The organism is Aestuariivivens insulae, from assembly GCF_022662195.1.
Lineage (GTDB): Bacteria > Bacteroidota > Bacteroidia > Flavobacteriales > Flavobacteriaceae > Aestuariivivens > Aestuariivivens insulae.
Genome location: NZ_JAKMCS010000002.1, coordinates 110,130 through 136,035, shown reverse-complemented (window position 1 = coordinate 136,035; position 25,906 = coordinate 110,130). Strand labels below are relative to the sequence as shown.

23 protein-coding genes and 1 tRNA gene are annotated in these 25,906 nt (G+C 36.9%); 15 read left to right on the top strand and 9 right to left on the bottom strand.

From position 1 onward, the window contains the following. Positions 1–56 precede the first annotated feature (56 nt). From groL to miaB, 7 genes are all read right to left on the bottom strand, one after another. Positions 57–1,688: a chaperonin GroEL gene (gene groL, locus MR062_RS03280; protein ID WP_242202654.1), complete on the bottom strand. Its 1,632-nt coding sequence runs from the start codon at positions 1,686–1,688 to the stop codon at positions 57–59. A gap of 130 nt (positions 1,689–1,818) precedes the next feature. Then, entirely contained in the window at positions 1,819–2,094 is a 276-nt protein-coding gene (locus MR062_RS03275; RefSeq protein WP_242202653.1) for a co-chaperone GroES, read from the bottom strand. Between the two features lie 191 nt (positions 2,095–2,285). Then, positions 2,286–2,654 (bottom strand): preprotein translocase subunit SecG, encoded by a 369-nt coding sequence (gene secG, locus MR062_RS03270; protein WP_242202652.1) that lies wholly within the window; start codon positions 2,652–2,654, stop codon positions 2,286–2,288. Then, on the bottom strand, positions 2,654–3,604 hold the full coding sequence (locus MR062_RS03265; protein ID WP_242202651.1) for a hypothetical protein: 951 nt from the start codon (positions 3,602–3,604) through the stop codon (positions 2,654–2,656). Before MR062_RS03265 ends, secG begins: the two co-directional genes overlap by 1 nt. A 146-nt stretch (positions 3,605–3,750) precedes the next feature. Then, a complete protein-coding gene (gene lptE, locus MR062_RS03260; RefSeq protein WP_242202650.1) occupies positions 3,751–4,260 on the bottom strand; it encodes an LPS assembly lipoprotein LptE in 510 nt (169 codons plus the stop codon). A gap of 172 nt (positions 4,261–4,432) precedes the next feature. After that, on the bottom strand, positions 4,433–5,704 hold the full coding sequence (locus tag MR062_RS03255) for a sigma-54 interaction domain-containing protein (protein WP_242202649.1): 1,272 nt from the start codon (positions 5,702–5,704) through the stop codon (positions 4,433–4,435). A gap of 70 nt (positions 5,705–5,774) precedes the next feature. After that, complete coding sequence (miaB, locus tag MR062_RS03250) at positions 5,775–7,223, bottom strand: tRNA (N6-isopentenyl adenosine(37)-C2)-methylthiotransferase MiaB (RefSeq protein WP_242202648.1); 1,449 nt, start codon at positions 7,221–7,223, stop codon at positions 5,775–5,777. A 188-nt stretch (positions 7,224–7,411) separates the two neighbouring features. Between miaB and MR062_RS03245 the strand changes: the two genes are divergently transcribed. The 11 genes from MR062_RS03245 (at position 7,412) to MR062_RS03195 (ending at position 20,775) form a co-directional block, all read left to right on the top strand. Next, complete coding sequence (locus MR062_RS03245; RefSeq protein WP_242202647.1) at positions 7,412–8,422, top strand: LVIVD repeat-containing protein; 1,011 nt, start codon at positions 7,412–7,414, stop codon at positions 8,420–8,422. A gap of 9 nt (positions 8,423–8,431) precedes the next feature. Next, positions 8,432–8,653, top strand: a complete 222-nt coding sequence (locus MR062_RS03240; protein WP_242202646.1) for a hypothetical protein — start codon at positions 8,432–8,434, stop codon at positions 8,651–8,653. Between the two features lie 102 nt (positions 8,654–8,755). Next, positions 8,756–9,526: a hypothetical protein gene (locus tag MR062_RS03235; RefSeq protein ID WP_242202645.1), complete on the top strand. Its 771-nt coding sequence runs from the start codon at positions 8,756–8,758 to the stop codon at positions 9,524–9,526. Positions 9,527–9,542: 16 nt separating this feature from the next. Continuing rightward, positions 9,543–10,310, top strand: coding sequence for a hypothetical protein (locus MR062_RS03230; protein ID WP_242202644.1), 768 nt, complete (start codon positions 9,543–9,545; stop codon positions 10,308–10,310). Between the two features lie 138 nt (positions 10,311–10,448). After that, positions 10,449–12,932 (top strand): type I DNA topoisomerase, encoded by a 2,484-nt coding sequence (topA, locus tag MR062_RS03225; protein ID WP_242202643.1) that lies wholly within the window; start codon positions 10,449–10,451, stop codon positions 12,930–12,932. 599 nt (positions 12,933–13,531) lie between these two features. Then, entirely contained in the window at positions 13,532–14,698 is a 1,167-nt protein-coding gene (locus MR062_RS03220; protein ID WP_242202642.1) for a formimidoylglutamase, read from the top strand. Positions 14,699–14,858: 160 nt separating this feature from the next. After that, a complete protein-coding gene (gene porK / locus MR062_RS03215) occupies positions 14,859–16,220 on the top strand; it encodes a T9SS ring complex lipoprotein PorK/GldK (RefSeq protein WP_242202641.1) in 1,362 nt (453 codons plus the stop codon). A 72-nt stretch (positions 16,221–16,292) separates the two neighbouring features. Continuing rightward, entirely contained in the window at positions 16,293–16,928 is a 636-nt protein-coding gene (gene porL, locus MR062_RS03210) for a type IX secretion system motor protein PorL/GldL (RefSeq protein WP_242202640.1), read from the top strand. A gap of 50 nt (positions 16,929–16,978) precedes the next feature. After that, a complete protein-coding gene (gene porM / locus MR062_RS03205) occupies positions 16,979–18,538 on the top strand; it encodes a type IX secretion system motor protein PorM/GldM (protein ID WP_242202639.1) in 1,560 nt (519 codons plus the stop codon). 97 nt (positions 18,539–18,635) lie between these two features. Further along, positions 18,636–19,526, top strand: coding sequence for a type IX secretion system ring subunit PorN/GldN (gene porN / locus MR062_RS03200; protein ID WP_242202638.1), 891 nt, complete (start codon positions 18,636–18,638; stop codon positions 19,524–19,526). Positions 19,527–19,728: 202 nt separating this feature from the next. Continuing rightward, positions 19,729–20,775 (top strand): NAD(P)/FAD-dependent oxidoreductase, encoded by a 1,047-nt coding sequence (locus MR062_RS03195; RefSeq protein ID WP_242202637.1) that lies wholly within the window; start codon positions 19,729–19,731, stop codon positions 20,773–20,775. 205 nt (positions 20,776–20,980) lie between these two features. On the opposite strand, the gene MR062_RS03190 is transcribed toward MR062_RS03195, so the two are convergent. Beyond that, the gene (locus tag MR062_RS03190) at positions 20,981–21,364 is read right to left on the bottom strand and encodes a DUF983 domain-containing protein (RefSeq protein WP_242202636.1); all 384 of its coding nucleotides are present in this window, start codon (positions 21,362–21,364) and stop codon (positions 20,981–20,983) included. A 291-nt stretch (positions 21,365–21,655) separates the two neighbouring features. Between MR062_RS03190 and MR062_RS03185 the strand changes: the two genes are divergently transcribed. The 4 genes from MR062_RS03185 to MR062_RS03170 all read left to right on the top strand — a co-directional run bounded on the left by MR062_RS03185 (position 21,656) and on the right by MR062_RS03170 (position 24,896). Further along, entirely contained in the window at positions 21,656–23,569 is a 1,914-nt protein-coding gene (locus tag MR062_RS03185; RefSeq protein ID WP_242202635.1) for an ABC-F family ATP-binding cassette domain-containing protein, read from the top strand. 94 nt (positions 23,570–23,663) lie between these two features. Then, the gene (locus tag MR062_RS03180; RefSeq protein ID WP_242202634.1) at positions 23,664–24,503 is read left to right on the top strand and encodes a leucine-rich repeat domain-containing protein; all 840 of its coding nucleotides are present in this window, start codon (positions 23,664–23,666) and stop codon (positions 24,501–24,503) included. Between the two features lie 78 nt (positions 24,504–24,581). Next, on the top strand, positions 24,582–24,764 hold the full coding sequence (locus MR062_RS03175; protein WP_242202633.1) for a CPXCG motif-containing cysteine-rich protein: 183 nt from the start codon (positions 24,582–24,584) through the stop codon (positions 24,762–24,764). 59 nt (positions 24,765–24,823) lie between these two features. Beyond that, positions 24,824–24,896: transfer RNA gene (locus MR062_RS03170), tRNA-Met, on the top strand. 62 nt (positions 24,897–24,958) lie between these two features. On the opposite strand, the gene MR062_RS03165 is transcribed toward MR062_RS03170, so the two are convergent. Further along, positions 24,959–25,828: a PhzF family phenazine biosynthesis protein gene (locus MR062_RS03165; protein WP_242202632.1), complete on the bottom strand. Its 870-nt coding sequence runs from the start codon at positions 25,826–25,828 to the stop codon at positions 24,959–24,961. Positions 25,829–25,906 lie beyond the last annotated feature (78 nt).

Below are 25,906 nucleotides of genomic sequence, written 5' to 3'. Positions count from 1 at the left end.
AAACGCTTCAAATTTAAATTTGAAGCGTTTTTTTGGTTTTTGAAGAATACTCAATATTACATCATGCCTGGCATACCGCCACCTCCCATTGGAGGCATAGCAGGAGCATCTTCTTTAATATCAATTAAAGCACACTCTGTAGTAAGGATCATACCTGAAACAGATGCGGCATTTTCTAAAGCAATACGAGTTACCTTTTTAGGGTCTATAATACCAGCTTTAAGCATGTCTACATAGGCTTCAGATTTGGCATCGTAACCAAAATCTTTTTTACCTTCTAATACTTTGTTGATAACAACAGAACCTTCACCGCCTGCATTTTCAACAATAGTGCGTAATGGAGCTTCGATGGCTTTATTCACAATTTGTACACCGGTTGTTTCATCTAAATTAGAGGTTTCCAAACTTTCCAAAACAGCTTTAGCTCTAACCAATGCAACACCACCACCGGCAACAATACCTTCTTCTACAGCTGCTCTTGTAGCGTGTAAAGCATCATCTACACGGTCTTTTTTCTCTTTCATTTCCACTTCACTAGCAGCACCAACATATAATACGGCAACACCACCAGCCAGTTTAGCTAAACGCTCCTGAAGTTTTTCTTTATCATAGTCGCTAGTTGTAGTTTCTATTTGTGATTTTATTTGGTTTACACGAGCTTTTATAGCTTCGGTGTCACCAGAACCATTTACAATAGTTGTATTGTCTTTATCTACAGTAACAGTTTCTGCGGTACCCAACATGCTTAAATCGGCATTTTCTAAAGTGAAGCCTCTTTCTTCAGAAATAACAGTACCACCAGTTAAAATAGCAATGTCTTCTAGCATGGCTTTACGTCTGTCGCCAAAACCAGGAGCTTTTACTGCAGCAATTTTTAATCCGCCACGTAGCTTGTTAACCACTAAAGTAGCTAAGGCTTGTCCGTCAACATCTTCAGCGATAATTAATAACGGACGGCCAGATTGTGCAACAGGCTCTAATATTGGAAGGATTTCCTGTAAATTGGATATTTTTTTATCGAATAATAAAATATACGGATTTTCTAAATCGGCAATCATTTTGTCTGCATCTGTGATGAAGTAAGGCGACAAATATCCTCTGTCGAACTGCATACCCTCAACCACGTCTACATAGGTATCCATACCTTTGGCTTCTTCAACAGTAATAACACCTTCTTTTCCAACTTTTTCAAAAGCTCGGGCAATTAATTCACCAATAGTGTCATCGTTATTTGCAGAGATAGCGGCAACTTGTTTTATTTTTTCTGAAGAGTTGCCTACTTCTTGAGCTTGTTTTTCTAAATCGGCAGTAATGGCTTCAACAGCTTTGTCGATACCACGTTTTAAATCCATAGGGTTAGCACCTGAAGCTACATTTTTTAGGCCTTCTTTTACAATGGCTTGAGCTAAAACGGTAGCGGTAGTGGTTCCGTCACCAGCCAAATCGTTGGTTTTGCTAGCTACTTCTTTTACCATTTGTGCTCCCATGTTCTCGTGGGCATCTTCCAATTCTATTTCTTTAGCTACAGTAACACCATCTTTGGTAACTTGTGGAGCACCAAAGCTCTTACTTATAATTACATTACGACCTTTAGGTCCTAAAGTTACTTTTACTGCATTTGCCAATGCGTCTACGCCACGCTTTAAACCGTCGCGAGCTTCTATTTCAAATTTTATATCTTTTGCCATTTTTAATTATTTTTTTGTCATTCCTGCGAAGGCAGGAATCCATTTAATATTAATTCAGTTTTTAAATAAGATTTCCGCATTTGCTTAGATCGCTCTTAGTGTGACATACGGAAATAAAAAAAGCAATTATTTAAACAATTGCCAAGATGTCGCTTTCGCGCATTATTAGGTAGTCGTTTCCGTCTAGTTTAAGCTCTGTGCCTGCATATTTACCATATAAAACAGTGTCGCCAACTTTAACGGTAATAGGCTCGTCCTTGGTGCCAGGGCCGGCAGCAACAACAGTACCTCTTTGTGGTTTTTCTTTAGCGTTGTCTGGAATGATAATTCCTGATGCTGTTTTAGTTTCAGCCGCAGCTGGTTCTATAAGAACTCGGTCTGCCAATGGTTTAATGTTTAAGCTCATAAGTGTATAATTATTTTATAATTAAATTTTGATTAACGTTGAAGCATGAAGCTAAAAATGTGCCAACTCATGGTAACTGACAAACTTGCAGATGCCACTGTGAAATAGCGTGTCGATTTTAAATTGCAATTAGTATAGAAACAAAAAATGCCAACTGGTTGAGTTGGCATTTTTTGTTAGTTCTTTTAAAGTTATTCTGTTGTAGAGTCAGCAGGGGTACTGGTTGCAGCATCGGTATTGGTGTTAGCTGCAGGCGTTGGAGTAGGCAACGGCTGTGTGGTTTGTGCATTGGGATCCAATACTTTTGAATCTTCGCTTTCTGAACCTTTATTTATGGCCACGTTTGAAACTAGGATCAATACCAATAATAAGGTTGCTAAAGTCCAAGTACTTTTGTCCAAGAAGTCGGTTGTCTTTTTTACACCACCTAATTGTTGTGTGCCACCGCCACCAAATGAAGACGATAATCCACCGCCTTTAGGGTTTTGTACCATGATGACTACCACTAACAAAAACGCTACTACAACGATTAATGCTAAAAATATTGTAAACGTACTCATTATTCTTTATTATTTTGTTCTTGTAATTGTTCTACTGCTTTAATTTGGTTTGCAAAGAAACCACTTTTTTCTGGATATTTCAAACTTAATATTTTATAAGATTGAATGGCTTTTTTGTAGTTCTTTTGTTCCACATAAATACGGGCCAAAGTCTCTGTCATTAGTGCTTCCGGCTGTATCATTTGGGCTTTGGCTAAATTTCCTTTTGGGGCGGTAGATGTGGTAGGGTTTATTTTTGGGTTTTTAGCAATGAATTTATCTATAAGCTTAAATTTTTTGCTTTTTTCGGCATCTGATGGCGCTACTGGTTTTGGTACGTTAACAGACGTTTTGTTGTCTTTCGTACGGTCTATGGGGTTGTAGCGCGTTAATTTGAGCCACTCATTAAAGGAATGGGTTTCTGTTTTGTCGAAAGGCAGGGGTTGTCCCAGATTCAATATATCCACAGCAGAAACTTCTTGTGTTTTGGTGCTTTCGGTTATAGGTTCTATGGCTTCAGATTCGTCTAGACTAAAAGCTGCCGTTTTTTGCGGTCGAACCTCCTTAGGTTGAAACAAAGAAGGATCCAGTACATCTTGGGTGTCTTCAATTTGTTGCTTGAGCGTATCATCTATAGCTACACTTTTGCTTGCTGAAATATGTTGGGCATCAACTACAATATCTTTTAAGTGTTCGATATTTTGTTTGATGAATTGCGAAATTTCATTTTGAATAAAGGTTTCCGAAGTAATATAATCAAATAGAATGCTTCGGTCTGTAGTATAGGCTGCTGTTATTTTTAGTTCTTGGTTATAGTTTAAACTGCTCTGATCTTTTAGGCCTTTAAGGTAGACAGCCCTTGCCGATTGCATATAAGGGAATGCGTCGATAATAGATTTTATATCCTCAGTTTGTTGGTGAGTCATAGACTGAGGGTGCTGTAATACGTATGTAAAATCGTTATTGTTCAATGGCTTGTTTTAATTAAAACAAATATATATGTTTTTCTTTTTAGCATGGTGGTTTCGAGGGGCTAAACCCTCAAAATGGTGTTCTTCAAGGTCTAAAAATTGGTAGCTGGGGTGTCACACTAACGGCAGTTGAAGTGCTCTCGAAGCTACCATTTGGCCAAGGTTGCGTTAACTATATCTTGGGTTATGCGTTCAAAAATCTCTTCGTGTGCTGTTGCCTTTTGGGATCCTATAAGTTGAGCACTCCCAGGATAATCGTAAAAGAATGAAAATGTTTTGTTTTCAACATTGTCCTCTTCGTTGTTTTTATTATAAAAATTAACTTTTACGGTAATGGTTAACCTATTTTGTGCGGCTCTATTGTCTGAAGTTGCAGTAGTAGGGGATATTCTGTAATCGGTTATTTCGCCTTCGTAAACTAGATCTGCGTTAGAGGTTTCCAGCCTATAGTTAGTCTGGTCCTGTATTAAATCCTGAAGTGTGTTTTGAAACTGTAAATCTAAGCCAGGTTCAAACAATAGCGATGTATTTTCAAATCGGTTTACTTGAAAGGTGTCGGCTTCTATTGAACTGGGTTGGGTGAAACCGTACTGGACTTTACAGCCATAAGTGGTTAAACTAATTAATGGTAAAAGAATGTATTTTAATAGTTTCATGTCTTGGTCTGTACTTTGTTAACCCTTTCGTTTTTTATTTTTGGTGGCTTTGAGAGCACTTCGACTGCACTTCGACTGCGCTCAGTGTGACGCCCTAGCCGCCAAATTTGGATTATTTATTTTGTCATCTCGCTAACGTATACGATTAACGGAGACTGCAACTGCCTACTGTTTATAGATCGTATTGTTTAATTTTTCGGTATAAGGTACGTTCGCTTATGCCCAATTCTGCAGCTGCTAATTTACGTTTTCCGTTGTGACGTTCAAGCGATTTTTTTATTAATTCCAATTCTTTATCATGTAACGATAGCGTTTCCTCTTCTTCAACCTCTTCTGCAAAGTGGTATTTGTCGGCACTTGAAACGTTTTCAGTACTTGGGCTGTGTTCGGGAATGGACAATACTTCTGGGGTGTCGTTAGCGGCTTCAAATTCATCGCCCTCTTCAAAATCGTCGTTACCGTATATTTTTTGGATTAGGCCTTCATGGTCTTTTTCAACATCTTTAACATTTCCAGATTTCATAAGTTCCATGGTGAGCTTCTTTAAATCGTTAAGGTCGCTTTTCATATCGAAAAGTACCTTATATAAAATTTCCCGCTCGCTGCTAAAATCACTTTCAGATTTAGAGGTTTTAATCACTGCAGGCAAATTGGTGCTGGCTGTTGCTGGTAAATAACTGCGTAGGGTTTCGGCGGTAATGGTTCTATCTTGTTCTAAAACCGATAACTGCTCGGCAATATTTCTTAACTGACGAATATTGCCACTCCAACGGTGTTTTAAAAGCACCTGTATGGCGTTGTCGGTTAATTTAATTGTTGGCATTTTGTACTTTATGGCAAAGTCGCTGGCAAATTTTCGAAACAGCAAATGGATATCGTCCTGACGATCTCGTAATGGGGGTAAATGAATGTCCACCGTACTTAAGCGGTAGTATAAATCTTCCCGGAATTTTTCTTTCTCGATAGCTTCGAACATGTTTACATTGGTAGCGGCCACAATGCGTACATTGGTTTTTTGAACCTTACTGGAACCTACTTTTATAAACTCACCATTTTCCAAAACACGTAATAAGCGCACTTGTGTGGTAAGCGGTAACTCGCCAACTTCATCTAAAAAAATGGTACCGCCATCGGCCACTTCAAAATAGCCTTGTCGGGTTTGGGTGGCTCCTGTAAAAGAACCTTTTTCGTGTCCGAACAATTCACTGTCTATAGTGCCTTCTGGAATGGCTCCACAGTTTACAGCAATATATTTATTGTGCTTTCTGTGTGATAGTTGATGTATGATCTTTGGGATGCTTTCCTTACCAACACCGCTTTCTCCAGTAACCAAAACCGAGATATCGGTTGGGGCTACCTGAATGGCTTTTTCAATAGCACGGTTTAATGCTGCGGTATTCCCAATGATTCCAAAACGTTGTTTTATGGCTTGAACTGATTCCATGAATAATTATTAATTAATAGTTAATAATGAATAATGTTTTGATTTTTCGTTGATTATTATTCATTTTTAATTAACTATTGTTCATTGACAACCCTACCGCTTCACCAATAAGTGTGGCACTGGTGCAGTCGGTTATTTTTACATTTACAAAATCGCCTACTTTATAGTTATCCTTAGGGAATACCACCACGGTGTTTTGGCTGTTACGTCCAGACCAATGGGCATCCGATTTTTTTGAAGACTTTTCAATCAATACTTCTTCAACTTTACCAACATGTTGTTGGGTTCTGTAGAGGCTGTGTTTTTGTTGCAGCTGTATAATTTCGTTCAATCGGCGTTTTTTGGTGTCCTCGGGAATGTCGTCTTCCATTTTACGTTCAGCCAAGGTGCCTGGGCGTTCAGAATAAGCGAACATAAATCCGAAGTCATATTTCACATATTCCATTAGGCTTAGGGTATCTTGATGATCTTCTTCAGTTTCTGTTGGGAAGCCGGCAATCATGTCCTGGCTAATAGCACAATCTGGGATAAGACGTTTAATATTGTCTATTAACTCAAAATACTCTTCTCTGGTATGTTGCCTGTTCATTTCCTTTAAAATGCGATTGCTGCCACTTTGAACCGGTAAATGGATATAATTACAAATATTATTGTACTGGGCCATGGTTTCAATAACATCTAAGGTCATGTCTTGCGGATTAGATGTTGAAAATCGAAAACGCATTTTGGGTTGTGCTTTGGCGCAAAGTTCCAATAGGTTTGCAAAATTGGTTGCCGTAGCTTTTTGCAAATCACTGGCTTTCTCGAAATCTTTTTTCAATCCGCCACCATACCATAAATAACTGTCTACATTCTGGCCTAGTAGGGTGACTTCTTTGTAACCCTTGTTCCAAAGGTCGTTCACCTCTTCCAAAATACTTTGTGGGTCCCTACTGCGTTCGCGACCTCTGGTAAACGGTACAACACAGAAGGTGCACATATTATCGCACCCACGTGTAATGGAAACAAAAGCGGAAACGCCATTGCTGTTAAGGCGCACAGGTGAAATGTCGCCGTAGGTTTCTTCTTTGGAAAGGATAACGTTTATGGCATCCCTACCTTCATCAACTTCAGAAAGGAGATTGGGTAAATCTTTATAAGCGTCTGGACCTACAACGAGATCCACAATTTTTTCTTCTTCTAAAAATTTGCTTTTAAGGCGTTCGGCCATACAGCCCAATACACCAACCTTCATGGTTGGGTTTATTTTTTTTACGGCGTTGTATTTTTCGAGACGCTTACGTACGGTTTGTTCTGCTTTATCACGAATAGAGCAGGTATTTACCAAAACCAAATCGGCGTCTTCTAATTGCTGTGTGGTGTTATAGCCTTCGTTTGCTAATATTGAAGCTACAATTTCACTATCACTAAAATTCATTTGGCAACCGTAACTTTCAATAAAGAGTTTGCGGGTATTGCCATCTTTTTGTTCTAAGATTAGCGATTCGCCTTGTTTTTTTTCGTCAATTATCTTTTCCATAAAACTCGAGTTAACCCTAATGGTCAATATTCATGCCTGCTTGCTTTAAGACAGGTGCAAAGATACAATTAATTTGTGTTTTGTGACAAAGTGGCAGTTTTAAATTTTTTGATAGTTTGTAAAAAAAGTAAACATTTTAACGCAACTATTTTAATCTGTTTGCATCATAGTTATAAAAACTACTGACTATGAAACTAAACTATCTTTTTTTAACCTTGATTCTTGTTGTTGCTTTTTCTTGTGACAATGATGGTTCTGAATACGAATTTGTTCAAGTGGCGACGCCCCAAATTATGAGTAAGGCCGATTTTAGGAAGTCGGTTGCAATTAAATCGGCGCAAGCCATAGAAGAGGCTGGTAAAATTTATGCCTATCAGGATTATATTTTTGTAGGAGATGTAGATGGGGTTCATGTTATCGATAATTCACAACCAGAACAACCCAATGCTATAGCTTTTATTGAGATTCCTAAAAATGAGGATATTTCGGTTAAGGACAATCATTTGTATGCCGATAGCGCTACCGATTTGTTGGTATTTGATATTTCTAGTATTAATTCAGTAGCATTGGTAGAACGCCTTGAGGATGTGTTCGATTTTTATGATTACCAGATACCTGTTGAGGCCGAAGCTTTGGATTATGGTGACTTTGACAATCAGAATGCGATTATCGTTGGGTGGACATTAAAGCGGGAACTTAGAAAAAAAGCAGATAGAAATACAGGAGGGGAGCTTATAGATGTGGTCTTTGATGGTAATTTTTTAGCTTCAGCAGAGTCTACTGTTGGACAGGGTGGTTCATTGGCGCGTTTTCAGATAGTTGATAAGTATTTGTATACCGTAGGAGACCATAAAATGGATGTCTTTAATATTGATAATTTAAAAACTCCCGTATTGAAAAATACGCAGTATGCAGGGTGGAATATAGAAACGATGTTTCATGCCGAAGGCTATTTGTATTTAGGAAGTACCAATGGGATGTATATTTATGGTTTGGACAATCCGGCATCACCAGAATTTATTTCAGAATTTACACATTGGCAAGGTTGTGATCCTGTTGTCGTTGATGGTGACTATGCCTATTTAACGTTGCGTGGTGGTAACCCTTGTGGACAACAGGAAAGTGTTTTGGAGGTTATTGATATAAGCGATAAGGCATCTCCAGAACTGGTAGGGCGTTATACTTTGGGAAATCCTTAAGGGTTAGGGGTGAAGGGCAATATGTTGTTTGTATGCGATGGTACGGCTGGCCTAAAGTTGTTCAGTAAAGCAGACCCTCTGGATGTTAAACCAGTTAAAACCATTAAGGATATTCAATCTAAAGATGTCATTCCGCTTCAGAATGCTTTATTGATGATTGGAGATAATACCATCTACCAATACGAATACTTAGAAAACGATGTGCAGTTAATCAGTACGTTTTCATTATAATTAGTATTGATGACGTATTTTGTAAGAATCCTGTTTCGACAGGATTTTTTTATGGATAATTTTTATCTTTAACCACTAACAAATTAACCAAAGCCAAAATTTATGAATACACTGGAGTCGTTAACTAATAAAATAAACAATGCAAAAGCCCTGGATTTTGGTAGTATAATATCCGATTCTATTGATTTTTTTAAAAAAATATGGTTAAAAGGTTTTCTTGTTGTTTTAATCTTAATGGCATGTGCCCTTGTTGTGAATTTTATTTTCGGTATAGTTGGGCTTTCACCTTATGCTTATAATTTTGAAGATGGATTTAGTGTAGAAATGCTTGCTGAATTACAGGCTACTAATATACTTTATTCAATTCCTCAGAATATTATTTTAACGACCTTGTCTTTGGTATTAATGGGAGGGTTTTATAGAATATGCAAGCAAACCTATTTAAATGAAAATGTAACGGATGACTATTTCTATTTCTTCAAAAAAGAACATTTTTCCAAGTTGTTAATGTTGGGTATTATCCATACCGGGATAGGTACGGTGGCCCAATTAATGCTGTTTATCCCATTTATTTATGTTTTTGTACCCTTGTCCTATTTTGCTATAGTGTATTCTAACAATCCACATTTAACCGAAATGGAAGTTGTAAAGGCCAGTTTTAGAATTGGGAACAAAAAATGGTTGATTACTTTCGGAACCATATTCGTGACTGGTATTTTAGCTATGTTAGGTATATTGGGGTGTGTTATTGGCTTGCTATTTACCATGTCCATTGTGTATTTACCTGTATTCTTTATTTATAAAGATGTAGTAGGTTTTGACAATGTGAGTGAAATAGACCAAATAGGCGTAAGGGATAATCTAGATTATTAAATTTAATACATTAAATATGGATGCAACTAATGCTATTGTAAAAAAAATTGAAAATGCCAAAGCCTTAGATTTTGGCGATATTTTTAACAAGTCAATCGAGCTGTTTAAAAAAGTATGGGTGCAGGGGTTGGTTATGTTGTTGTTGACCTTCGGGTTAATGATTCCATTCTACATTATTATGTATTTGCCTTTAATTGCTATGGGGTTATTCGATCCAGAGATTTTTCAGCATGGTCAAGATGTTAATTTTGCAATCCTTATTCCGTTCTACATATTCATGGTTATATTTTCTTTTTTCGCTATGATAATAGGCTTTGGGCTAAAATCGGCTTTTTATAGAATATGCAAGATTAAAGACTTGAACGAGGCAGGGTCAGACGATTATTTTTATTTTTTTAAAAGGCCTTATTTGGGAAAAACCATAAAATTAGCAGCTATAACATTTGGTATTAGTTTAGTGGCTACGCTTCTATGTGTACTGCCTATCTTTTATGTTATGGTTCCTATAGCACTGATAAATGTGATCTATGCATTTAATCCAGATTTGACAGCTTCAGAGATTGTAAAAGTTGGGTTTAAATTGGGGAATAAAAAATGGCTGATAACTTTTGGGCTGTTGTTGGTTTCTTCAATTGTAGCTCAGTTGGTTGGTATGATAATGTGTTTTGTAGGAGTGCTTGTAACTGCTAGTTTTGCTTACTTGCCAGCATATTTTATTTACAAGGAATCCATAGGTTTTAATGAAACACATGAAATAGATTCAATAGGTCAAACTTCAGAATAAAATATATTTAAAATTAGTTAAAGCCTGTATTTATTATCTTAAGTACAGGTTTTTTTTGCTTTAAAATGTATGTCTGGCGGTATAAAATTAGGTGCATAAAAAAATTTTCACATACATTTGTAGCCTGAAAAATTGAGTATGGCAAAGAATTTAGTAATAGTTGAGTCACCTGCAAAAGCAAAGACGATAGAGAAATTTTTAGGAAAAGATTTTAAAGTTGAATCTAGTTTTGGGCATATATCCGACCTGCCTTCAAAAGAATTGGGTGTGGATGTTGACGGTGATTTTAAACCTAAATATGAAGTTTCCAAAGACAAAAAATCGGTTGTAAAAAAACTAAGGGAACTTGCCAAAAATGCCGATACCATTTGGTTGGCCAGTGATGAGGACCGTGAGGGAGAAGCCATAGCTTGGCATTTGGCAGAGACATTAAAACTCGATAAAGAAAAAACAAAACGTATTGTTTTTCACGAAATTACTAAGACGGCCATTCAAAAAGCCATAGAGAATCCACGTGGTATCGATTACGATTTGGTAGATGCGCAGCAAGCACGCCGTGTACTGGATAGAATAGTAGGTTACGAATTGTCACCTGTATTATGGCGCAAGGTTAAAGGCGGTTTGTCGGCAGGTCGTGTGCAGTCGGTATCGGTACGGTTAATTGTGGAGCGTGAACGCGAAATTCAGGAATTTGCACCTCAAGCTTCTTATAGAATAGATGCCGAGTTTTCAAATGAAGACGGACAAACCTTTAGGGCAAAGCTTCCTAAAAACTTTGCAACCAAGGAAGAAGCCCAAAAATTCTTGGAACAAAATGCTTCAGCCAATTTTAAGGTGGCCAATTTAGAAAAGAAGCCAGCAAAAAAATCGCCAGCAGCACCATTTACAACATCAACACTTCAACAGGAAGCTTCCAGAAAATTATACTTTTCGGTAAGTAAAACCATGACGATGGCACAGCGCCTATATGAAGCGGGGTTGATTACCTACATGAGAACCGATAGTGTTAACCTGTCAGACGAAGCCAGACAAGGCGCCCAAAAAGAAATAGAAAAGACTTACGGAAGCAATTATAGCAAACCAAGAAATTATACAGGAAAATCAAAAGGGGCACAAGAAGCTCACGAAGCAATACGTCCAACCGATTTTTCCCGTTCTTCAATAGCTATCGATAGAGACCAGGCCAGATTGTACGAATTAATATGGAAGCGATCCATCGCCTCACAAATGAGCGATGCCCAATTAGAGCGTACCAATGTGAAGATTGATGCTTCCACCCATAATGAAACCTTTACGGCAAACGGAGAGGTTATTAAATTTGATGGTTTTTTAAAAGTGTATTTAGAAGGTACCGACGATGAAACGGAAGAGCAGGAGGGCATGTTGCCTGCACTTAAGGTGAATGAGTCATTATATAATAATTACATAACAGCAACAGAACGCTACACCCGTCCACCAGCACGATATACCGAAGCTTCATTGGTTAAAAAATTGGAAGAATTGGGAATTGGTAGACCATCAACATATGCGCCTACCATCTCGACCATTCAAAATAGAAATTACGTTGAAAAAGGAACAGTAGAAGGAGAAGCACGAAAGTACTCCCAATTAACGCTACAAGGTGGCGTTGTTAAAGACAAAACCTTAACCGAAAAAGTAGGGTCCGATAAAGGGAAATTAGTGCCAACCGATATAGGTATGATTGTAACCGACTTCTTGGTTAACCATTTTGAGCATATTTTAGATTATAATTTTACAGCCAAGGTAGAGTCCGATTTCGATGATATCGCCGAAGGAAAGGAAGACTGGACCAAAATGATGAAATTGTTCTACAAGGACTTTCATCCGCAAGTAGAAGACGTTAAAGAAAATGCCGACCGTGAATCTGGTGAGCGTATATTGGGAACCGACCCCAAAACAGGTAGGCAAGTAAGTGTGCGTTTAGGAAGGTTTGGACCTATGGTTCAAATAGGAACTGTAGACGACGAAGAAAAGCCACAGTTTGCTAGTCTAAGCCCAGATCAGCAGTTAAATAGTATCACCTTCGAGGAGGCGATGGATTTGTTTGAATTGCCAAAATCCTTGGGAGCCTATGAAGGCGAAGAGGTGGAGGTAAATAATGGTCGCTTTGGGCCTTATGTGAAATACGGTAAGGCGTTCGTGTCACTGCCAAAAGGAGTAGATCCATTAAGTGTTGAGCTAGATGAAGCCATTGAGCTTATTAAAGAAAAGAAAAAAGCAGACGCCCCAATATATGTCTATCAAGATTTGCCTGTACAAAAAGGCAAAGGACGTTTCGGTCCATTTATAAAATGGAACAATATGTTCATTAACGTTAACAAAAAGTACGACTGGGACAATCTTTCAGAAGGAGATATTGTTGAATTGATAGAAGATAAGATTCAGAAAGAAAAAGATAAATTAATACATCACTGGGACGCAGAAGGCATACGTGTTGAAAAAGCACGATGGGGCAGGCACAATGTTATAAAAGGCAAGGTAAAAGTAGAGTTGGCAAAAACAGTTGATGTTACCAGTATGACTTTAGAAGAGGCAAAGGCCATTATCGAGGCCAATGCACCCAAGAAAAAAGCAACTAAGCGTGCCACTAAGAAGAAATAATTACCTGTCAAGAAAATAATAAACGGGCATAGTAGGTATAATGTTTCATGTTTTTTTATGGCAAATGGCAAGCCACCGCGCTTTCCGCTATAGTTTTTTAAAATTTTGAGCTATAATAGGTAGTAGGTTGAATAAATTATCTTAAGTTTTGATTCATTACCTCTTGGCACCTTTGCATGAAATTTTAAAAAAGCTGCCGCTTCAATCGCTTTTGCGGAATTTTGGCCGTTGTAGGTAGTTTGTCAGTACTTGGCATCTTGGCATCTTTGCGAGGAACTTTAGAAAGTTGTCACACCTTTTACTTTTGCGTATTTTTAGTCGTTAATCACTAGTCATTAGTCGTTAACCGTCAATCATCATTCGTCAATCGCTAATCGTTAGGTCTCATTTTGTGTCGAGGAACCTTTGCTGGAAAAGTATTCAGTAACAGTTACTGTAAGCAGAAATGATAAAATAAACAGTGAAATAAGGTTAATACTGAATATAGACGCATTATTTTGCTTTAAATAGTGCGTGAAAATCATTTATTCTTTTCATATTTGTGTCATTAGCTCCATAAATGTACGGAGCAATCATTTTAGCGTATATATTTATTGGTTATGAATTTTACTTTTCTTTCACCAGTTTCAGATTTGGTGCTTGCACACAATGAATTATTATCAACCCAAGCCTTAGGAAAAAAACTTCGCATCCATTCTGCCCAACACGGTATGCCAGATTTAGACGATGTGAATATTGCAATTATTGGCGTTCTTGAAAATAGGAATGATGTAAACTATATCGGGGAGGAATTTCAGTTACATGAAATAAGAAAATCACTTTACGAGCTTTTTCCAGGGAGTTGGGCCACCACCGTAGCCGATTTAGGGGATATTAATAAAGGAGAAAGTGTCGAGGATACCTACTTTGCTTTAAAAACGGCAATTACCGAATTAGTAAAAAAAAATATAATTCCTGTTATAATAGGAGGGACACAAGATCTTACTTATGCCAACTATAGGGCTTACGATGATATTATCCCTATGGTTAATATCGTAAATGTAGATAGTAAGTTTGATTTGGGTGATTCTAGTAAACCTATAAAGAATAACAGTTTTGTAGGTAAGATTATATTAGATGAACCCTATAACCTCTTTAACTATGCAACAATAGGTTACCAAACCTATTTTAACTCGCAGGAAGAAATAGATTTAATGGATAAGCTCTATTTTGAAGCATATAGACTTGGGCAAATATCTAGCGATGTGACTATTGTTGAACCCGTATTGCGGGATGCTAATGTGGTGAGCATCGATTTAAGTGCAGTAAAGGGGTCTGAGGTAAGTTTAAATCAAAAGTACTCGCCCAATGGATTAGATGGTAAAGAAATATGTGCCATTGCCCGTTATGCGGGAATAAGTAATAAGGTATCCTCTTTTGGTATATATGAATACAAACCTTCAAAAGACGATGAGATAACTTCAATGCTCATAGCGCAAATGATCTGGTATTTCATAGAAGGCTATAACTTTAGGGTTAAGGACGATGATTTTTCAGAGGTGGATAATTATCAAAAGTTTATAACCTTGGTAGAAGAGCAAGAATTGGTCTTTTATAAAAGTAACAAGACAGGGCGTTGGTGGATTGAGATCCCTTTTTTGGCCGAGGTCAATAATAAATTGAAAAGACATACGTTATTACCTTGCATGCACCAAGATTATAAAGATGCTTGTAATAATGTAGTTCCAGACCGCTGGTACAAAGCATTTCAAAAGAATTGTGTTTAGGAGAGTAAGCACATAAAACGTCAATATCATCGATGAAATGCTTTTTTTTCACGATAAAAGGTATTTTTTTTCGAAAAAAAGTTGCTTTTTAAAAAATATATAGATATGTTTACGCTCTCAAAATTAAAGCTGATTAATTAACCTCGAGTTTTCTATGGATATGAAGAAGTTTATATTATTAACCACATTACTAACACTGTTCGCAAGTTGTGGCTCTAAAGATAGAGGCGAACTAGTTGGTGTAAAAGGAAAGAATTGGCATCCGGAAAAGCCTTATGGAATGGAACTAGTTCCAGGAGGCGCTTTCACTATGGGTAAAGCAGATGACGATTTGGCCGGAGTGCATAATGCACCTGCTAAAACAGTTACTGTTAGGGCCTTTTATATGGATGAGACCGAAATAACTAATAGTGAGTACCGCCAATTTGTAAATTGGGTAAGGGATTCCATTATTAGAACCAAATTAGCCATTTTGGCCGATGAGGTTGGATTAACTCCAGAAGATGGAGGTATTGGTGAATTTGCATTTAAGGATGCAGATACAGCCAACATGACTGCCTACGAAAAGTACATGCACGATAACTATTTTGGATTGGGTGAAGATCCATATGAAGGCTATAAATTAAACCACGATGTCGATTTAATATTTGATACTGCAGAATACCCAGATGAATATTATTCCGAAGTCATGGATACCATGTACCTGCCTATTGAGGAATCCTATAACGGGCAACGTACTTGGGATGTGAAAAAATTTAAGTTCCAGTATACTTATATGGATATTCAAAAAGTAGCTAAAAATAAGTCTTTACGTCGTAAGGACGCCATAATAAAAGAAGCTATTGAAGTGTATCCAGATACGACCACTTGGATTAGGGATTTTTCATATTCCTATAACGAGCCAATGCACAACGACTACTTTTGGCACGATGCCTATGGAGATTATCCTGTAGTTGGAGTAACCTGGGCGCAAGCCAAAGCATTTTGCCAGTGGCGTACACTTAATAAAAATGCCTACCAAAAAAGTAAAAAAGGTGCTCACTTTGTGAATTCATTCAGATTACCATCTGAAACCGAGTGGGAATATGCCGCAAGAGGTGGTTTGCGTGGAGCAACATTCCCATGGGGAGGGCCTTATGCGAAAAACGACAGAGGGTGTTTTATGGCTAACTTTAAGCCCGTACGTGGCGATTATGCTGCAGACCAGGCACTGTATACCGTAGAGGCCGATGCATACGAACCTAACGATTACAACCTGTACAATATGGCAGGTAATGTTTCAGAATGGGTAAACGATTCTTTCGATCCATCATCATACGAATACGTTTCAACAGTTAATCCAAGTGTTAACGATATTAAAAACCAACGTAAAGTAGTACGAGGCGGATCGTGGAAAGATGTTGCATATTTTTTACAAGTTAGTACGCGAGACTACGAATATGCAGATTCAGCAAGATGTTATATAGGTTTTAGAACCGTTCAAGATTACATGGGGACAAAAGTAACTAAGAACGGGAAATAACATAAATCAATTAAAATATACTATTAATTAACCTACTTAAGTATTCGTACTTAACTTAAAAAATCGAAAATTATGGCACAGTCAAAAGCAAGTAAAAAGTTTATGAATTTAGCTTACGGTTTAGGAGCTTCTATCGTAATTGTTGGAGCACTATTCAAAATTATCCATTTTGAAATTGGACCGCTAACAGGTAACGTTATGTTAACCATTGGTCTAGTTACCGAAGCAATTATTTTTGCAATATCAGCATTCGAACCAGTTGATGAGGATTTGGATTGGTCGTTGGTGTATCCAGAATTAGCTGGAGGTGAAGCAAATAAAAAAGAACCAAAAGACGCTCAAGGTCTTCTGTCTAAAAAATTAGACGAGTTATTAAAAGAAGCTAAAATTGACGGCGAATTATTAACAAGTTTAGGGGACAGTATTAAAAACTTTGAAGGTGCGGCAAAAAGTATTTCACCTACTGTAGATTCGATTCAAGCTACTAAAAAATATGGTGAAGAATTGTCTTTAGCAGCAGCTCAAATGGAGTCGTTAAATAGCTTGTATAAAGTACAATTGGAAAGCATTAATAGACAAGCCGCTATTAATGAAGAATCTGTAGAAAATGCAGCTAAATTAAAAGAGCAAATGCAATCATTGGCATCTAACCTATCATCACTTAACGGTGTATATGGAGGTATGTTATCTGCAATGAACAAGAGCTAATTAGGGGTTAACCCAAGTTTGTATTAATTAACCAAAAAACCTAATTAGACATGGCAGCACAAAATCTATCTCCAAGACAGAAGATGATTAATTTGATGTATTTAATATTTATAGCGATGCTAGCATTAAATATGTCGAAAGAAGTCCTTTCTGCCTTTGGATTAATGAACGAGAAGTTAACGGAGTCCAATCAAGCGGCTACCGAGCGAAATACTGCTTTTATTGCTAGTTTAGAGCAAAAAGCAATAGATCAGAAAGAAAAATATGAACCTTTAAAGGAAAAAGCTATTCAAATAAAGGATTTAGCATCTACATTTGATAATTATTTAGAAGATTTAAAATCGAAAATGTCCAGTACCGTCGATGACGCTACAGATTATGAAATCATGGACAAAGGGGATTACCTCGATGAGAACTTCTTTAAAGGTGACAAGTTGAAACCAGCTGGAGAAGAATTTATGGCCCAAATAGCTGCTTTTAGAGACGGTGTGGCCAATGTTTTGGCAGATCAACCAGGAATGGAAGGTATTGTTAAAGATGTTCAAGAGAAATTCAATACAGATGACACTAGACGGGGTGCAGGAACACAATCTTGGCTTGACCGTAATTTTAAAGGGTTTCCTTTGGTAGCGTCTTTAACCAAGATGACACAGCTTCAAGCCGATATTAAAACGACTGAATCTGAAGTGTTGTCCAACATGCTACAAGGAACACTTACCAGTGAAGTGTCTATGACAAACTATACAACCTTATTGGAGACGACTAAGTCAGCTTACTTTAATGGTGAGACATTCGATGGTCAAATTGTATTGGGTAGAAAAGATGCCACCACTAAGCCAAATCGTGTAGAATTAACATTAGATGGCCGAGCATTAACCGAAGATCAATATACTATTGAAGATGGTAAAGTAAAACTAAAAGTAGGAACAGGAGCTCCTGGTGAACATAAAATTGAAGGGAAACTTATTTTTGCACAAGATGGTGAAGATATTGAAGTTCCTGTATCGTCATCGTTTGCTACAGTACCTAAACCAAATGCAGCTACCATTTCTGCCGATAAAATGAATGTGGTGTATCGTGGTGTTAAAAACCCAATGACCATTTCCTTTGCCGGTATATCAGATAATAATGTAACAGCAAGAGCCCAAGGTTTATCAAGGGTTAGAGGAAGCAAATATGTTATGGATGCTACCTCAATAAAAGGAAGGGAAGTTACCATTAACGTTTCTGGTAAATTGCCAGATGGTCAAGGTGTAAGCGACAAAGCAACCTTTAGAATTAAGGATTTACCAAAACCAACAGGTACTATTAGAGGTGAAGATGGTCAAGTAAAAATGCAACGCCAAAGTTTAGAGATTTCTACTGTTGGTGCTATGTTCGATGATTTTGATTTTGAATTACCATTACGAGTAACAGGCTTTATGTTCAAAGTGTCTGGTCAACCTACAATTCAGGTTAAAGGTAATAAGTTGGATAGTAGAGCCAAAGGAGCACTACGTAAAGCGAAGCGTGGATCCGATATCCAGATATTTAATATTGAAGCCAAAGCCAGTGGTGTAAGTGTAATACTTAAAAAAGTATCACCAGTAATTATTGAGCTTACCAATTAGAAAAAGAAAACAGCTATGGCTAAAGTAGCTATAGCTGTTACATACTGTGCTTAATTAGCCCCAAGTATGTGCATTGTGAAATATAAAATTTAAACACATGAATTTTAAAAGTTTTTTATTAACCGTTATAACTGTTTTCGCAGTATCGCATGGTTTTGCACAAGCAAATATATTAAATGCGAAATCACCAGAAGAAATTGGCGTGAGAACAGAATCACAAAAGGCTATCGATAACGATGAGCCCTTACCTTATGGTTATGTAGATGATAGAGATATCCTGTTTTCAACAATAGTTTGGGAAAAGATAGTGCTGGACGAGCGTGTAAACTTCCCGTTATATTATCCTATCGATACCAATAACATTGGTAGGGACAGACGGTCGTTGTACGACGTACTTATGAAAAACATCAAGAATGGTACTATAAAAAACATTTATGATGATTCGTATTTCACAACAAAACGTACCTTAAAAGATATTGATGCAGCATTAAAAAAAGTCGATACTACCGAGTTGGGTATTGAACAAATAAATGCAGGAGAAGAATTGTCTGCAGAGTATATTGATAGATATGAGATATCTGCTGCAGATATTCAGGAGTACCGTATAAAAGGATTGTGGTATTTCGATAAGCGTCAAGCCGAAATGAAGTATCGTTTATTAGGGATTGCTCCTGTAGCCCCAGACGTTAACTTTATTCACGAAGAAAATCCAGATTTAGTAGAATTGTTTTGGATATTCTTCCCAGATGCGAGAGGGGTGCTACATGAAGCTAAATCATTCAATAACGAAAATAGCTCTATGCCGTTTTCTTATGACCATATCTTGAACTCAAGACGCTTTAATGCCATAATTTATGCAAAAGAGAATGTGCAGGGTGATAGAAAGGTTAACGAGTACATTGCACAAAATGCATTGATGCAATTGTTGGAGTCTGAAAGAATAAAAACCCAAATCAGGGATTTCGAACTCGATATGTGGACTTATTAAGTCACATAAGGTTATAAAATAGAATAAAGCGCTCACCTAAAAAGTGGGCGTTTTTTATTCAATAACTGCCTCGTTCTGCATGTTTCCCCTCTTTTCTAATGAAGACGAGGTGGTTTAGACCATCTATCCTAAAACTTTCAATATTAAACTTTAGGCTTTAATTCTAACCTTTGCTTCCAGATAATCTAAGTATCTTCGCAGCATGAAGGTAGATTACATAATTGTAGGTGTTGGATTGGCGGGCATTAGTTTTTGCGAACAGTTAAGGGCTCACAACAAAACCTTTGTGGTGTTTGATGACCAATCCCAAAGATCTTCTGTTGTTGCAGGTGGATTGTACAATCCTGTTGTGCTTAAACGGTTTACACCAGTTTGGAAAAGTGATGAGCAATTAAGTCTTGCCGCCAAACAGTATAAAGCTATAGAGACGCGATTAAACATTACATTAGATTACAAAATTCCTGTATACAGAAAGTTTGCTTCACTTGAAGAGCAGAACGATTGGTTTGCAGCTTCCGATAAGCACCAGCTTAGTGAATACCTCTCAACAACCCTGATTAAAAATAAAAATGAAGCCGTTAATGCTTCTTTTGGTTTTGGCGAGGTAAAACATACGGGCAGGATAGCCGTAAAGAAAATGATTAAGGCCTATAAACAGGAGCTTACTCAAGAAGATGCCTTGATAGAGGACAAATTTAATCATGAAACGTTGAAGGTTTCCAATAGCCACATCGCGTATAACAACATAACAGCAAGACACATTGTTTTTACCGAAGGTTATGGTATGAATAAAAACCCTTTGTTCAAAGACTTGCCCTTGTTGCCAACAAAAGGAGAATTGTTGAAGATCCATGCCCCGGATTTAAAAATAGATTATGTGTTAAAAGGCCCCGTATTTTTAATACCATTAGGGCAGGACAAGTATTTAGTAGGAGCAACTTATGGGTGGGGCGATACCTCTAACACGGTCACCGAAGAAGCTAAGCAGGAACTTTCAGAAAAACTAAAAACACTTATTAATTGTCCGTTTGAGGTTGTTGGCCAAATGGCGGGTGTGCGCCCTACGGTTAAAGATAGAAGGCCGTTAGTGGGGCGGCATGCCAATTATAATAATGTTTATGTACTAAACGGATTGGGTACCAGGGGCGTTATGATTGGGCCTTATGTAGCCAAGCAACTTTTTGAATTTATAGAGCTCAATATGCCTTTGGAAAAAGCCATAGACATCAATCGTTTTGTTGAGGCCTGAATTGCGTTAGGGATTGTAATGGAAATCCTTTTTCATTAATGAAATCTCTTTAAATGAAGCGGTTGTCACCTCAGTTTAAAAAATATGATTTGTATTAACCGAAAAAGATTGCAATGTAAAGCCCGACCATAACAGGTGACTTCTAGAGAGCTTTGTCAAATTGATTGCGATGTCTCGGTCACCTGTTATGGTAACGCCCAAAACATTATTTCTTAGCCAACGATTTGTCGTAATGCATAAAAAAGTTAATCCAAATATTTCTGGAAAGCCTAATAATAATAGGGAGGAATACTACCAATGTGGCGACTATTGAAGCGAAAACAATATTAATATTAGCATTAAAAACATAAAAAGAAATCATAAACGCAGCCGTAGCAAAAGCAATACCAACAGCATAACTCACATACATAGCTCCGTAAAAAAACGAGGGTTCTATTTTGTACTTGGTATGGCAATGGCTACAAGTTTCATGCATATCCAATAGTTCACTAAGAATATAGGGGTTTTTGTTTTTAAACATGGATTCCCGATGACATTTAGGACAGGTTCCTGTTAGTATACTGTATAATTTATTACCTTTTTTAAACATAATATTTTTGTACTTTTCTTCTGAAAAAAAAACTAAATTTTCTATTTAAAAATTTACAAAATTTAGTTTCACTTTATTAATCTCCCTTTGGCAGGCGCAGGGCATCGCTTTGATAGTCCATATAATTTTTTCATTTGGTTTTTGTGAATTTTCAAATGAAAAAATTCATGTACTTTTGCAAACGTGTTTTAAAAAATGAGCGCTTATAACTAAGCCTATTTTTTAAATTTTAAATCTGTTTGCAAAAATAAGTTTTTGCAATAAAGACTCAGTAATAAAAGTTACATTTCTATGATGAATATCCATAACTTATCAATTTCGTTTCAGGGCGAATTCCTTTTTGAAGACATAACCTTTAAATTAGGCAATGGCGACCGCGTTGGGCTTATTGGTAAAAATGGAGCTGGAAAATCGACCATGCTCAAGATTTTATCCCGCGAAATGGAACCGGATACAGGGCAGATAGCCACAGATAAAGCACTAAAAATTGGATTTTTAAAGCAGGATATCGATTTTGATTTTGGTAGAACGGTTTTAGAGGAATCTTACGAAGCATTTACCGAAATAAAAGCACTGGAAGCCAAGCTGGAAGATATTAATACCCAATTGGCCGAACGTACCGATTATGAGAGTGAAACCTATCATCAGCTTATGGTAGATGTAAATGAGCTCCAGCATCAATATGAAATATTAGGAGGGTATAACTATCAAGGCAATACCGAAAGGATTTTACAAGGCTTAGGGTTTAAGCGTGAGGATTTTGATAAACTTACCGATACCTTCTCTGGAGGGTGGCGCATGCGTATTGAGCTGGCTAAATTGCTTTTGCAAAACAATGATATTCTATTGTTGGATGAGCCTACAAACCATTTGGATATTGAATCTATAATTTGGCTGGAAGGCTTTTTAAAAAATTATGCAGGAGCTGTAGTTATTGTGTCCCATGATAAAATGTTTTTGGATAATGTAACCAATAGGACCATTGAAATTTCATTGGGACGTATTTACGATTATCCAAAACCTTATTCCAAATATTTGATATTGCGTGAAGAACTTAGGACACAGCAATTGGCTTCACAAAAGAATCAACAAAAACAGATTGAGCAAACCGAAAAGCTTATTGAAAAGTTTCGAGCTAAAGCTTCAAAAGCAACCATGGCCCAATCGCTTATCAAAAAATTGGATAAAATAGAGCGTATTGAAGTAGATGAAGATGATAATAGCGTAATGACCTTAAACTTTCCCGTATCTGTAACGCCAGGTAAGGTTGTTGTGGAGGCAGAACATGTTGCTAAAAATTATGGTGAAAATCAGGTATTGAAAGGTGTTAGCCTACTTATTGAACGTGATAGTAAAACAGCCTTTGTGGGACAGAACGGGCAAGGTAAATCTACATTGGCCAAAATTATAGTAGGTGAAATTAAGCATGATGGAAATTTAAACTTAGGACATAATGTACAGTTAGGGTATTTTGCCCAAAATCAGGCTGAGTATTTAGACGGAAACAAAACGGTTCTTGATACCATGATTGATGCCGCAAACGAGACCAATAGGAGTAGAGTAAGGGATATTTTGGGGTCGTTTTTGTTTAGGGGAGATGACGTAGAAAAATATGTAAGGGTGCTTTCTGGAGGTGAACGAAATAGATTGGCCTTAGCCAAATTGATGCTACAGCCATTTAATGTTTTGATTATGGATGAGCCTACAAATCACCTAGATATAAAATCTAAAAATGTATTAAAGGAAGCATTAAAGCGTTATGGTGGTACCTTAATAGTCGTATCTCACGACCGTGATTTTCTGCAAGGTTTAACAAATAAGGTTTATGAGTTTAAAGACCAGAGAATTAAAGAATATTTAGGTGATATAGATTATTATCTGGAATCACGTAATGTTGAAAACTTGCGTGAGGTTGAAAAGCGAACTGTAGTAAAGGAAACTCCTAAGGAAAAAAAGCAACAATCTTACGAAGACCAAAAGCGGTTAAAGTCCCTAAATAATAAATTGAGCAATGTGGAAGCCAAAATTGGTGAGTTGGAAAAAGAGATTAAGGCCATTGATCTGGAGCTTGAAATTAATTATGAAAAGGTAACTTCACAACCTAATTTCTTTGATAATTACCAAAAAATGAAAACCAATTTGCAAGAATTGATGCAAAAATGGGAAGACATTCAGCTGGAAATCGAGCAGTTTACGGAATGTTAAATGTTAAAATTTAGTGTATTTTATCGATTAAAATAGTTTGTACATCGTTTATTGGCTATCTTCGTAGGAGAATTAATCCCAAATTTATTCGACCATGAAAACCTTAAAGCTAACACTAGCCTGCTTATTTGTTTCCTTGTATACATTTGCTGGCGTTTTACAAACTGAAAAAGATGCGCTCATAGCCCTTTATAAGGCTGCCAATGGGAGTGAATGGAGCACATCATGGGATTTGGAAGCATCAATCGATACTTGGTACGGCGTAAAAGTTCAAGATGATAAAGTCGTTGAATTAAATTTACATTTTAACAACCTTCAAGGTACAATTCCTCAAGAAATAGGGAATTTAACAGCCTTAAGAAAATTGAATTTAGGTTTCAACAAATTAAGTGGAACCATTCCTTCAACAATTAAAAACTTAAAAGAGTTAACGTCTTTAGGGCTTTTTATGAATAGTTTAGAAGGAAACATTCCAAATGAATTGGGTGAGCTACAAAAATTAGAATCATTACAGTTGTACAGTAATAAATTAACTGGTAATATTCCAGAGTCACTTATGGGATTAACCAAATTAAAGGAGTTGATGTTAGGAAGTAATTTTTTAACAGGTACAATCCCTAATCAAATTTATGCTTTATCTAACTTGGAAAAGTTAAGCCTTATTGATAATAAAATGGAGGGGCAAATTCCAGTGGAGCTTGCTCAATTAACCAATTTACAAGAGTTGATTTTGTCGAGTAATGAGTTTACGGGAGATTTTCCTATGGAATTGGTGAACTTAAGGAATTTGAACACTATAATGGTTAGCGATAACAATTTGAACCAAGATATTACTAGCATTTCCAACAGATCGAGAAGTACACCTCCAGATATGTTATTCTTGGAATTGCAAAACCAGAAAGCAACTGCTAAAATGGATATAGAAAAAGAATAATAGTTTTAAGTAATTAGTTAGTTAAAAAAGGGTAAATAGTTAAGGCTGTTTACCCTTTTTTATTATTTTAAGGCAATTATGATTGAGCATTATTTTACCTGCCCATATTGCTGGCAAACCATTTCAATGTTATTGGATAGTTCCATAGCTAAGCAGTCATACGTAGAAGATTGTGAAGTATGCTGTAACCCTATTCAGGTTTCTGTTAAATTTATGAGTTCAGAATTAACAGAATTTCAGGCAAATAGAATGGAAGACTAATTTTTTTTATATTTATGCTTGATAAAGTTAAAAAGGATTGTATATTTGCAGTCCAATATCGCGGGATAGAGCAGTAGGTAGCTCGTCGGGCTCATAACCCGAAGGTCACTGGTTCGAGTCCAGTTCCCGCTACTAAAAAAGAGAATCTAAAAATAGGTTCTCTTTTTTTATGCCTTATTTAAGGCACATTGTTTTTATAATTCAATTTCAAAATCTTTGGTAACAATGCCTTTCCCTCCTGCCATAAGACTTATAATTTTACCGTTTTCTTTTAAAAGCTCTACTTGTATTGCACTAGGAGATGGAGGTGTCATATATTTTCCTTGTTGAATCATATAATTTTCCTTTTTTACCTTGAGCATATCATGAAGATAGCAGGCCAACGGACCTGCAGCCATACCTGTTGCAGCTTCTTCTGGAATACCATATCGGGGTGCAAACATTCTTGTGGTGGCGTTGTATGTATTGTCCGTGGTATGAGTAGTAAAGACATAGAACCCTATTAAATTATATTTGTTGCTTATCTTAGAGATGAGCTCATGGTTAGGTTGTATGTTTTTAAGGCTATCTGCGCGTTCCACAGGAATAATAATAAAGGAGTTGCCCGTGTTGACCAGTTGTATAGGGGCGCCTTCAATAAGATCTGAAGATGCTAGCCCCAATGAAGATAAAATGGTTGCTCTATCTTCTGAAACATTGGTATATATTGGTGCAGATTGTTCCATAAATGCAAGATCACCTTTCAAACGAATGTTACGAATGCCATCGATAGTTTCTTTTGAGGACGCTACTTTTTGTAATTTGCCAAGTTGCTTAAGTAGGGAAAACACGGCTATAGTTGCGTGGCCGCAATGGGCAATTTGTCTTGTGGGCGTGAAGAAATCTAATTTAAAATCGGCTTGATTGGATTGCGATACAAAGGCGGTTTCAGATAAGCCTACTTTTTTTGCAATTTCAAGTTTCTTCGCTGTTGTTAAATCATCTGCATTAAGGACAACGCCAGCTGGATTTCCGCCTTTACCATTATCTATAAAGGCATTTACTATATTAACTTTCAATTTCATGATCTATACTTTAAAGGTTGTTTATTGTACAGACGCAGAATGGATAAAAAAGACGCAGTTTTTTATTGTAATTTACTT

Coding starts and splice junctions, on each gene's coding strand:
- MR062_RS03245 (WP_242202647.1), top strand. CDS start 7,412: ATGAAACTAAACTATCTTTTTTTAACCTTGATTCTTGTTGTTGCTTTT.
- topA (WP_242202643.1), top strand. CDS start 10,449: ATGGCAAAGAATTTAGTAATAGTTGAGTCACCTGCAAAAGCAAAGACG.
- porN (WP_242202638.1), top strand. CDS start 18,636: ATGAATTTTAAAAGTTTTTTATTAACCGTTATAACTGTTTTCGCAGTA.
- porM (WP_242202639.1), top strand. CDS start 16,979: ATGGCAGCACAAAATCTATCTCCAAGACAGAAGATGATTAATTTGATG.
- lptE (WP_242202650.1), bottom strand. CDS start 4,260: ATGAAACTATTAAAATACATTCTTTTACCATTAATTAGTTTAACCACT.
- porK (WP_242202641.1), top strand. CDS start 14,859: ATGAAGAAGTTTATATTATTAACCACATTACTAACACTGTTCGCAAGT.
- secG (WP_242202652.1), bottom strand. CDS start 2,654: ATGAGTACGTTTACAATATTTTTAGCATTAATCGTTGTAGTAGCGTTT.
- MR062_RS03230 (WP_242202644.1), top strand. CDS start 9,543: ATGGATGCAACTAATGCTATTGTAAAAAAAATTGAAAATGCCAAAGCC.
- MR062_RS03220 (WP_242202642.1), top strand. CDS start 13,532: ATGAATTTTACTTTTCTTTCACCAGTTTCAGATTTGGTGCTTGCACAC.
- MR062_RS03275 (WP_242202653.1), bottom strand. CDS start 2,094: ATGAGCTTAAACATTAAACCATTGGCAGACCGAGTTCTTATAGAACCA.
- miaB (WP_242202648.1), bottom strand. CDS start 7,223: ATGGAAAAGATAATTGACGAAAAAAAACAAGGCGAATCGCTAATCTTA.
- MR062_RS03190 (WP_242202636.1), bottom strand. CDS start 21,364: ATGTTTAAAAAAGGTAATAAATTATACAGTATACTAACAGGAACCTGT.
- MR062_RS03235 (WP_242202645.1), top strand. CDS start 8,756: ATGAATACACTGGAGTCGTTAACTAATAAAATAAACAATGCAAAAGCC.
- MR062_RS03175 (WP_242202633.1), top strand. CDS start 24,582: ATGATTGAGCATTATTTTACCTGCCCATATTGCTGGCAAACCATTTCA.
- MR062_RS03185 (WP_242202635.1), top strand. CDS start 21,656: ATGATGAATATCCATAACTTATCAATTTCGTTTCAGGGCGAATTCCTT.
- MR062_RS03165 (WP_242202632.1), bottom strand. CDS start 25,828: ATGAAATTGAAAGTTAATATAGTAAATGCCTTTATAGATAATGGTAAA.
- MR062_RS03180 (WP_242202634.1), top strand. CDS start 23,664: ATGAAAACCTTAAAGCTAACACTAGCCTGCTTATTTGTTTCCTTGTAT.
- groL (WP_242202654.1), bottom strand. CDS start 1,688: ATGGCAAAAGATATAAAATTTGAAATAGAAGCTCGCGACGGTTTAAAG.
- MR062_RS03195 (WP_242202637.1), top strand. CDS start 19,729: ATGAAGGTAGATTACATAATTGTAGGTGTTGGATTGGCGGGCATTAGT.
- porL (WP_242202640.1), top strand. CDS start 16,293: ATGGCACAGTCAAAAGCAAGTAAAAAGTTTATGAATTTAGCTTACGGT.
- MR062_RS03255 (WP_242202649.1), bottom strand. CDS start 5,704: ATGGAATCAGTTCAAGCCATAAAACAACGTTTTGGAATCATTGGGAAT.